5 protein-coding genes are annotated in these 10,737 nt (G+C 66.0%); 1 reads left to right on the top strand and 4 read right to left on the bottom strand.

The features are described 5' to 3' along the window. Genes DTS01S_RS19370 through DTS01S_RS19360 form a run of 3 tightly spaced genes read right to left on the bottom strand, consistent with a single transcriptional unit; the run spans position 1 to position 1,982 of the window. A complete protein-coding gene (locus DTS01S_RS19370) occupies positions 1-459 on the bottom strand; it encodes a hypothetical protein (RefSeq protein WP_139223793.1) in 459 nt (152 codons plus the stop codon). A 24-nt stretch (positions 460-483) separates the two neighbouring features. Next, positions 484-996: a hypothetical protein gene (locus tag DTS01S_RS19365; protein WP_061288526.1), complete on the bottom strand. Its 513-nt coding sequence runs from the start codon at positions 994-996 to the stop codon at positions 484-486. Next, complete coding sequence (locus DTS01S_RS19360; protein ID WP_061288524.1) at positions 993-1,982, bottom strand: hypothetical protein; 990 nt, start codon at positions 1,980-1,982, stop codon at positions 993-995. The genes DTS01S_RS19365 and DTS01S_RS19360 overlap by 4 nt, the downstream gene beginning before the upstream one ends. 235 nt (positions 1,983-2,217) lie before the next feature. On the opposite strand from DTS01S_RS19360, the gene DTS01S_RS29825 reads away from it, so the two are divergent. Then, complete coding sequence (locus DTS01S_RS29825; RefSeq protein WP_082774932.1) at positions 2,218-2,967, top strand: discoidin domain-containing protein; 750 nt, start codon at positions 2,218-2,220, stop codon at positions 2,965-2,967. 140 nt (positions 2,968-3,107) lie between these two features. Here the strand turns inward: DTS01S_RS29825 and DTS01S_RS19355 are convergent, their stop codons facing one another. Further along, positions 3,108-10,469, bottom strand: a complete 7,362-nt coding sequence (locus DTS01S_RS19355) for a PLxRFG domain-containing protein (RefSeq protein ID WP_217649257.1) — start codon at positions 10,467-10,469, stop codon at positions 3,108-3,110. Positions 10,470-10,737: the final 268 nt, after the last annotated feature.

The raw sequence follows: 10,737 nt of genomic DNA, 5'->3' as shown, positions 1-10,737 counted from the left end.
TCAGAACGCCGGCAGCGCGATGGAGAAGAAGTTGACCGCCTGCGGCGCGCCCACCGCCAGATCCACACTGGTGATGTTCAGGTCCGCGCCCGCACGCGCGATGGTGCCCTGCAGACGGGGCTGGGTCGTGGAAGCCGCTCCGGTATCACCGGCTGCGGTAAAGCGGAAGAACCGCGCAGTGCCCGTCTCGATGACAGTGCCAGACCAGGTCTGCGAGGCGAGCTTCTCGATGAAGCCGTCGGCGGCGGCCAGGGCGAGGGTCAGGCCCGCCGAGGTGCCGTCGCTGTACATCCGGGCCAGCAGCTTGTGCACGGCAGGGTCGAGCGCGGCGTCGGCGGTGGCCGGAATCGACACATCCGGGCAGCCGTACAGCTCCAGGAATCCGCCATCCAGGGCCGCCTTGAGCGAGCCCGTGGCGAGCATGTGATTGCGAAGGCCGGTAGAGGCTTTGGTCGTCATGGTGGTGGTCCTCAGAAAGCTGGATCAGGAAACGGAAATGAACTGGAAGCCCGCCAGGATCTCCAGATAGAAGGCGGGATCGACGGTGCGTGCCACCGGCAGGCGCACGATGGACAGCAGCGCGCCGGTGTCCGAGCCCTTGCCCGCACTGCTGCTCACGAACACGCCGTTGACGGTCTGCATGCCGGTGAAGCTGAACCGCGCCAGGCTCAGCTCGTTGCTCACGCCGCCGGCCGAAACGCTGCCCGGCACCCAGGCCTTGCGCGTAGCCCCGTCGTACTGCGTGACCTCGGTCACCAGAGAAGGCAGCGTGGCGGCCGTCTCGGTGCCGTTGGGCACATAGGAGCCGGACCACAGCCCGATGAACAGGTTGGCCGGCATGGCCGCGCCTTTGAAACAGGCATTGGCGATCAGGTCCAGGCCCTCGCCCGGGACGCGGTTGTGCAGGCGCTCCCGGTGCACCAGCGCGTCGTCGGCGCGGCGGCGCAGCACCAGGTCGTAAACAAAGCCGCAGGGGATGGCGTGGTTGGTGTTCATGGCTGGGCCTTTCGAACGAGCCGGGCCTGGGCATAGGAGCCCACGCCGGCCGAAGTGCTGGGGGATTGAGAGAGGGTGGCCACGATGGCGCGCATGCCGTCGGCCTCGCGGTACAGCGTTGCGCCAGCGCCCGAGGCATCCATGGCGATGTGCTCGGCCTGCAGGTTGGCCAGCGACCCGTCGGGCCGCGCCGAGACGATGCCGCGCGTGCTCATCCAGTGCGCGCCGTCCGTGCCACCCGTGGCCGCGAGCCGATACCCGGCCTGCTGCTGCAGCGCGCCGTACGGCAACACCGCGCGCATGGACTGCGCCGGCAGGCCGCCGGCCAGGAAATAGGTCTTGTCCGCCATCACGAACACCCCGGCCTCCACGGCCGCGATGCAGGTGATGGGCGCCGGGAAAATCTCGAAGCCCCGCGACTCGTCGCGCAGGCCCGCCGTAAACGGCTCGCTGTAGATCAGCGCCGATCCCACAGCCACCAGCAGCCGGCCGCCCTGGTAGGCAATGCTGCTGCCTGCAGGCATGACCGAGAACTGCACATCGCCCACGACCTGCGGCTGGGCATCGAGCCAGCGCGGCGTCGGGCCAGGCACGGGGTGGTAGGAGCCTACGCGGATGCCGTCCGTGAAGTACACAGCCTCGTTGACCTCGGCATAGACCACGGGCGTGACCCGGCCGTAGCCCGCGGCGACCTGGGTGCGCGTGGTGGCGCCCGAGGCATCCACATCGATGCGGAAGATATCGCCGCTGTCGCAGTACAGGCCATAGGAGCCATCGAGCGGCGACCAGCCCGAATGGCAGTCCAGGCCCTGCTCCGCCAACGCATAACCGCCTCGCGTCTTGAGCGAGCCCTGGGCCGTCACATCGACGTTCAGCGCATCACGCAGCAGGTGGCCGGCGCCCTCGGGCAGCCCGAGCTTGAAGTCGGGCGCGCGGTTGTCCATTCCGAGGGGGAACGGGCCGATGGGCTTGGGGGTGGATGGCATGGCCCGCAGTTTCCCGGGCGTGCATCCATTGGTCGAACCCTAGCCGGGGCACGCGCTCCGCGAAAGTGTGCGACCAATTACATTTTCATTACTCCAATAGTTAGCAAAGTAATAGTTTGCTTAATAACCAATAGGTTGCAGTAATTTATTCACAGCTCAATAGGGGAAATCTAAAAATACAAGGGCAAAACTCTATTAGCATGCATGACTTCACACACTGGAGGAGTAGTTGCAAATGAAATCATTCAAGTTGGTGGCTGCGTCAATTGGAACAGCTGCTGCAATGTTCGCGGCGGGTGCATCCGCACAAAGCCCCGGCGTGCTGCTGCCGATCTCAATCACCAACGCGTCCGGCAACGTTGCCGACATGACGAAAGCGGCGGATGGCAATCCAAATACCTCATGGAATGCTGGAGGAGGCCCTACTCAGTGGATAGATATTGACCTCGGTTCCGAGAGAGTCTTCTTGAAATTGCGCATGCTTCCCTCGCAAAATCCAGCAGGCAATACTGTCCATCATGTTTGGGGGCGAAATGACGCAGGCGAGTGGTTTCACTTTGGAGAAATCTCGGGGTACACGGAAGACAACAAGTGGATCGAATACAAAAATCTGAAGGAAATCCCTGTCAGAACAATCATTCTCCAAACTACCGCAAGTCCATCATGGGTGGCATGGCGCGAGTTTCAAGTAGTTGATGGTGGCGATTTGAGCAAGAGCTGCCACACCAATCTCCCATGGGGAATGGCCGTGTACCGCACTGAGGCTGGAGGATGCCCAGACTACACATTTAACACCACCTACTATATAAGAGATACTCGAAATCTACCCAAGGGTGCGGAAATATATGTCTGCTCGACATTCAACATGAATGGGTGGAGCTGGATTAATACTACCGGATCACTACCTTACGCTGGCACGATCCCGAGACAAGGGCGCTGCGGAGCATATCAAGGTGACGGGCTATTCAGAATGCGGAAAAACTGAATCTGGCACGTTCTTGAACCTCGCTAAGACCGATCCACTCGCCGAGCGCCGCTCGATGATTGAGACCTACTGGCTCATCATCCTGGGGCTCGGCGCCGTGGGCTTCACCCACCAGGTAGTGCGCCGATCCCCGCTGTGCATTACCGTGCCTCCGCAGCCATCTCACGCATTTGCTGACGCAGCGCCTTGGGCGAGTTGTCCGCGATACGGTCAATGCGATCCTTGCCCATCTCGCGCACCTTCTTCCACACGTCGGGCATCTTGACGACGATGGGCTGCTCTGGATTGTTCTGATTCCAATCGGCCAGCCGTGCGCGCACGCGCGCCAGGGCGCCCTCGTCCTTGCGGAACAGCGCATCCGCCCACTGCGCCTTTATCTCGCTGCTGGTCAGGCTGTAGAAGCTCTTGGCTCGCTGCATGAAGCTGTTGGCTTCCTGGATCTCAGCCACGCTCTTGGGCTGAAAGCCGACAGCCTTGGCCACAGCCTCGGCCAGCGTGGTGTCGATCACTTTGTAGCCCTTGGTGTCCTTGTACATGCCGCTGGCGGCCATGTCCGCGCCCTTGAACGCATTGCGCACCGCCGTGGGAGACACCTCCAGCGCAGCACCGCCGAAATCGCCCGTGAGCGCCTTACCACCGGCCTTGAAGCCACGCATCACCAGATCGCCCGCGGGCCCCACCACCTCGAGTAGATCCCGCTCGCGGCCTTGCTTGGTCAGCAGCAGGCCGGTGCCGGGCAGCAGGTTGCCCATGCCCAAGCGCCCGGACACGTCGATGGGAGCACCGGGCAGGCCAGAGACGCCCTGCTCGAGGAACTCGGCCAGCTCCTTGCCCACGATGCCGGCTAGCGCCTCCTTGCGCCACTGCTTGGAACTGAGGTTGTAGCCCATCATCTGGCCCACGCCGTCGATCAGGTCCTCGGCGTCTTCCATGAAGGGCACGCCGCCGGCGCCGCCCATCAGCAGCAGCATGGCCAGGGCCCAGCCCACGGCGCGCTTGCCCTCCGGGCCGCCCTGCTTCCACATGCGCTGCATCAGCTCCAGGTAGGAGACGCTATACGTTTTAAACGTAAAAAGAGTGCCGGCTACCGCGCCGCGCGCCCACTGGGGCTTGTTGGCCTTGGAATAGACGAACTGCGTTTCCAGCACCGCCTTGCGCGCAAAGGCGCCCGGATCATCCATGCCCTGGGCCTTGGCGATGCGGAAGGCTGCGATGAAAGTGGAGCGCCGGTTGAACTGCTCGGCCAGGGCGAAGGGCTGGCCCCAGGCCACCTTGGCGCGCTCCCAGGCATTGCCGGCCGCCGCGCGCGCATCCCCGGCCCGCGTACCGTCACCAGAGCGCAGGCCGCCCGCGCCGCGCGCCTGGGCCATGAGCTGGTGCACTTCCTGTGGCGAGACCACGCCGTCGTCCTCGGCGGACTTCAGCGCGTGGGCCAGGTCAGTCTCGTACTTCATGCCGCGCGTGCCCATATCCTTCAGCGCCCGCGCCATCTGGCCGCTGGCCGCACGGATGCCGCCGAACTGGCTGAGCCAGGGTAGCGTCACCGCAAAGGGCTGGGTCATGTTCACGGCGGCCGAAGCCAGCGAGCCGCCCAGGTACTGCGCGAACAGCATGCCTCGCACGGCCTGGCCCTCTTCCTGGGGATCGCGGATGTAGCTGCGCAGGCCCATGGCCAGGTCCTTCAGCTCGCCCTGTTCCTTCGGGATGTCGTTGATCGCGCGATCCATGGTGCCGGCATTCAGGCCCGCCGCGCCCTGGCGCGCATTGCTATAGATGAAGTTGGCCACCACGCGGCCCACGTCTTCGCTGTAGCCCTCGATGCCCTTTCGCTGGATCAGGCGCTTTAAGGCGCTGTGGTTGTTCTTGGTCAGCTTCAGGTATTCATCGAACACCTTGCGCGTGGCCGCGTCGGCCTCCTTGCCCACCACCATGTCCTTGAAAATTTCCAGCGTCTCGGGCGTGATGCCAGCGAACAGCTTGAAGGACTGCTGGCTCATCGTGCCCTGGGTTATCACGGCGCCGGGGAAGGCCTGGGCCATCTGGATCATGGCCAGGTTGGCGTCCTTCATGGTCTCGTACATGCCGAAGTACTGGCGATTGCCATCCTGATCCACCACGTCCAGCGTGTACCGGCCGAAGCGCGATAGCGGCGCATACCCGGCGTCCTGCAGATCCTTGGCCGTGGCGGCACGGTCCACCACCAGGTTGTTCAGCTGCAGCAGCCGGTCGGCCAGCTCCGGCTTGGCCTTGGCGTCGTGTTGCAGCGTGGTGGTCAGAAGCTCCAGAGCGTCCGAGAGCTTGGGCGCATCCAGCACCAAGTCACGCATGCCAGCGTACTCGTCGCCCAGCGCGCGCATCATGTCCGCCCGTGCGGTCATGTCGATGGAGCGGTCGATGGCCGCGCGCGCCTCGCGGTACAGCGCGATCTGGTTGGGCGTCGCGCCAAACATCGTCTGCAGTTCGGCATCCGTCCATACCGCGCCGGCCTTGAGCATCTTGCTCTCGAAGCGAGAATTCACCAGCGCTTCATACTGGGCCAGCGGCAGCCCGCGCCAGGCGCGCAGCATGCGGTCGTCCAGGCGGCCGGCGCGCAGCAGCAGTTGGGCCTTGTCATCGGCGGGCAGGTTGCCGTACTTCTTGGTCAGCTCGTCCACCAGCACGGCCTTGCCGTCCACGTCCCTGCCCCACAGCAGCGTGCCCTCGAAGAGAGGCTTCGCCACGGCCTTGTTGTCGGCCGCCGAGACGGGGGTCTTTCGGTTTTTGCCCACCAGATCGCCGATGGTGTCCACACGCGGCAGCAGGCGCGGCGCCCGGTCGGCCGCATCGTTGGCCAGCATGGAAACGTCATCGATGTTGCGCTGGGCGGTTTCGTAGACCGGCTTGAAGGCTGGCGCACGCTCGGCCAAGTGGCGCATCGTGCCGATGGTCTTGTCCCAGACAGAGACCTTGCCCGGGTGGGACATCGTCTTCTGGAGCTGGTCCAGAGCGCTGTCCTTGATCTCCGAAAGCCGCGAGCGGCTGAAGCTCAGTTCGTCGCCTGCATCGCCTTGGCGAGGATTGCCTTGATCTGCTCGCTCGCCTGCGCGTCGTCCTTCTTCAGCGATTCGATCTCGGAGTCGCTCAGCCGGCTCGAATCGCGCGAGGTATCGGGCTTCGGACTCGGTGAGCGCGTCGAAGCCGTAGCCTGTGGCCGTGCGGAATTGGTCTTCGAGGTCACCATGTTTTTGACGGAGGGAGGCCAGGGTTTCGGGAGAGGGCTGGATTTTTGCACTGTACTGCTTGCCGGTCAACGCAACCACGGCGGAAACGTTGCCACCGCCCTCGCGGATGTGGCTGGCCAGCGCAGCGAAGGTGCCGCCTTGCGTGAGAGTGTCATCCACCAGAAGGTAGTCGCCCGGCTCGACCGTGCCAGCAAAGTCCACAGGCGCGAAGATGCGGTCCAGCCCATCAAGACCCGTGCGCTGTGCACGGTTCGCCTGCACGATGCCCGTCGCCGTTTCCAGGCCAAGGCGTGCCGCCAGGACTTCGGCCACGGCGCGCGGAATCTTGTTGCGACCCGAGGATTCCTCCGCTGCCACCGGAAGCACACGCGGTCGCGCACCACCCAGCGCAGCGGCCACCTTCGCCACCATCTCGGGCGTCACGAGGTCCACGGCCAGCCGCGTGGCGGCCTCGACCTCTCCCGCCTTTGCCGCAGCGTAGTCGGGATGCTTCGATGCGCTGCCGAGCGTGCTGCCGATGATGGCGTCCGGCGTGGCGGCTGGCGAGTCCGACCGGCTGAACACAGGGTCGATGCGGTCGGTAGCGGCACGCTGCCCGCGCTCCACGAAATCTCGCGCCGGCAGGATGTAGCCCTGGATGATGTCGGCATCCGACAGCTTGAGATTCTTGAACCCCGGCACGTTGGCCCGCAGCCAGTTGCGGATGGCGGCCACGGCCCGGCGAACGAAATGCAGCTGCGGCGTCTTCTCGGCCATCTCTGCCAGCACTTCCTCGGCCGCATGGCGCCGGCTCAGGTCAGTGACGCCACGCAGGCCGTATTCCTTGATCTTGGCCGCCACCTCTGCCTGGCGCATGGTGGCCACCTGGTTGAGGATCTTGTTCAGCTCCGGCCCGAACATGCCGCGCAGGCCGTGGTGGCCCAGCACCTCGTGATGCAGCACGCGCGCCGCGTCGGCGGGCGTGTTCAGCTTGCTGGCCAGCAGGTAAGCCTTGCCGCGCCAGTAGAAGCCCTCGGGCGCGCCACTGGCGCCGCCGCTGCGCTGGCGCAAATCCGCGCGCCGCGCCGCCTCGGGCACGGCCGGATCGTTCATGTCGAAGGCCACCACGACTTCCGGCCCGTTGCTCCAACCCTTGCGGATGGCATCCACCGTCTCGCGCACCTGGCCCACGGCCTGGGCGCGCGCAGCATCGGAAAACGCCGTCGGCTCGGGCCGCATGATGCGCAGCAGGTTGGCCATCTGGTCATCGGTCAGGCCCTGGCCATCGGATTCGCCACGGCGGAACGGCAGTTCCTCGGTGCGCTCCACCGGCCCGGCCTTCAATTCGCGTGCGCTGGGCTGCGTGGCATGGGTGCGCTCGCGCACGCCCGACACATCCTGCCAGCCCGATCCCTGCTTCTCCACCTGGCGCACCGTCACGCTCCAGACGCCATCGGCATTGGCGGGCGTGTACGAGACCACGCGGACATGGCTATCCCCGTAGCCCTTCACGATGTTGCCCGGGGTGAAGTAGTCGGCGCGGGCGGCCTCCTCAGCGGCTGCCTTCTTGGCCAGGACGCCGCGCGGCTTCTTCGTTGTTGCAGGCGCTGCGCCGGGCAGCGTGCCGGCCGGCTTCTTCGTCTTCGCCGGATCACGCAGCCAGGTCTTGAATTCGTCCTGCGTCATCTGCGTGATCGCGCCGAGGCCAGTCCACCCCTTCTCGTAGTTGCCCAGGTAGGCTGCCCGCGCGTCGGCCTCGTCGGCCACGCCCAGCACCACCTTGTGCTCATCGAACGAGCCATCTCGGTTCACCTGGTCCACGACGAACACCGGCAGGTCCGGATCGCTCGCACGGTCGGTCATGAACACGTCCACATGGTCCTTGTCCGCGCCCACGGAACCCTTGAAGTAGCCGTAGTGGTTCTGCAGCGGAGGCCATTCGGGCCGGCGGCGGCTGCCGGCCGGGTTCTCGATGCTGATGTCCAGGCCGTTCAGGCGGACGTGACCCTTCTTGTAGTTGCCCGCCTCCTTCTGGGCATCGGTGGGCTCGGGCAGGTCGTTGGCTTGGCTGGTGGCCGCCTCCCGCGCAGCTGCTTCCACGACTGCAGGTGCTGCAGGTGCTGCAGCAGCATCGGGCATGGCGGCGGCCAGCTTCTCGCGTACCTTGGGCGCCAGGTCAGCCCATGCCCGCGTGTGGGCCCCGGCGCGGGCCGGGGCGTTCAACCCCTTCGCGGCCTTGGCCACCGCCTGGCGCTCGGCCGCCGGCATGCTGGTCCAGCGTTCGCTGGCGGCCAGCAGCTGGGCGCGCCGCGCGTCGTTCCCTTCCTTGGCGATGGCCACGGCCTGCTGCTCGCCCGCCGTGGGCGCTGGCGCAGCAGCAGGCGCTACAGCGGCAGCCTGTTCGCTGGCGCCACTTCGGCCAAGTACAGCAGATTGCACGCCGGCAGCAGGCTGTCCGGCACTTCCACCTCGCGGCCCAGCAGGCTGCGCATCTGCCGCGCGTCCTGCCGGCTCACCGCCCCCAGCCTCCGCAGCAGCCGAAGGGCCTGCTGGGCGTTCATCTGCCAGCCGTACTGCAGGTGCGGTTGAATCATTGGTTGCTCCTTGCGCTTGCATGGCGTCAGCAAGACGGAGCTGCAGCTCCGCATTCAGGTTCTCCCAGCGCGCGCCGTGGAGACTTCCTTTGATGGCAGCGTTTACACCGCCCACACGCTTGGCCAGGGCCTTGCGCTCTGCGGTGGGCATGCTGGCCCAGGCCGCGCGCCCAGCGTCGATGCGCTGGGCAGGGGTTTGGACTGGCGCTTGAGCCTGCGGGCCTGGCGCCGCACCTGCTTGCGAGCCATCGTGCTGAGACGAGGTGGTGCCATTGGTCAGCCCCTGCGCAGGGCCAGGACGTGCAACCGGCGCTCCCTGCGCTCCTGCTGCCGGCGAAGATTCCGCGCGCGGCGGCTGGGCTTGATCGGCTTGTGTGCCATCGATGCTTCCTTGCTGGGTGGATGGATTTGCGGATGCGGCCGGCGCGGTGGCCGGGGTCTGCTGGTCACGCTCGGCGCGGCGGCGCGACAGCTCGCGCGCCAGCTGCAGGCGCACGTTCTTGGCCTGGGCAGAGCGGAATGCGTTGGACAGGTCTTCATCTGTCCAGGTGGCCATGGCCCCGCCCGCGATCTCGCCGGTGGCAGGATCTGCAGTTACCCGGCGCTCGGACGCCTTCTTCTTGGCTGGTGCGCGTTCCGCCTGCTCTGCGGCCTGGGCCATGGCACTGGCCTGCTGGGCCTGAGCCGCCGCGCCGGAGTCCACGGCAATGGCAGCAGCTGCAGACAGGGAGCCGGCAGCAGGGTCCAGGCCCATGGCCTCGGACGGGCGCAGTTCGCCGACGGCAGCGTCTATGCGCGCGGCATCAAGTTGCGGCGCAGGCGTGATGCCCTGCTCGCGCAGCCGTGCTTCATCGATGACCGGCTCTTGCTGGACAGCCAGCTGCCGCATGAATTCATCGCGCACTTTCGACAGGCCAGAAGGCGTTTCGCCAGCGGGTTGGCTCTCGCTGTCCTGCTGGAACAGATCCGGGCTGAACGCCTGGTGCAGCGAATCCGCTGCGGCTTTTCGCTCTTCTGGGGACAGGGATTCATCCTGAGCGCGTGCCAGTGCATCTCGGTACTGCTGCTGGTTTTCCGGCCGCACCATCTGGTCGATGGCCGGCCCGTAGGTTGCAACATCGGGCAGGCCCACGGGCTCTGCGCCGGCATCCGGGGGCTGGGCGGCAGCATCGCCCGGCTGACCAGCAGGCACCCGTGGCTCTCGCATCGCCCGATACCCCGCCGCGCCGCCGCCCATGGCCGCGCCCGACAGCGTGCCCAGCACCACCGCCGTATCCACATCCTGGGACCAGTCCTTTCCCAGGGCCAGGTTCTGGAAGATCTGTTCGGCAACCGACTGCGGCAACTCCTCGAGGAAGCCTTCGGAGATGGCGCCTTCGATCACCTGCCGGGGAATGCTCTTGACCGCGCGCTGCTGCAGCAGAGGATTGGCGGCCGCCGTGGCCGCGTCATCGGCAAACTGCTTGGCAATGCCCTTGTTGCCCTGGGCCAGCATGGTCTCGGCATCACCAATGCCCAGGCGCTGCGCCACGCGCCCACCGGCATATCCGAAGCCCGCAGTGGCCGCTCCCGTGGCTGCCGCCGCCGCAGCCTGGCCCGGCGAGAGCAGCCCGTCATCTGTTTCCTGGCGGATCTGCTCGGCCGCAGAGCCCGCGCCCACGACACCCTCACCCAGCGCGCCAGCAGCAGCCGCGCCGCGCGCTCCCATCGCAGCCACCTTGGGAATGGCCGCGATACCCCGCGCGACCGCCCCGCCCGCACCCATGGCGCCAAGCGACGTTCCAACGGCTTTGGCAATAACGCTTGGGTTTTGAATCGCCGCTACCGTTTTGTCGACAATCCCATCAGCCTGCTGGACCTTGCGCTCAGCTTCTTGGGTTGCGTCCGAATACCAGCCGCTTGTTACCTCCCGGGCATCCTTGAACCTGAGCCCTACGGCGCCGTCCTTGTTCTCGAGGAATTTCCCCACCCGCCCA

Source organism: Delftia tsuruhatensis NBRC 16741 (genome assembly GCF_001571325.1).
Classification (GTDB): Bacteria; Pseudomonadota; Gammaproteobacteria; order Burkholderiales; family Burkholderiaceae_C; genus Comamonas; species Comamonas tsuruhatensis.
This window is presented reverse-complemented; position numbering and strand designations above follow the sequence as displayed.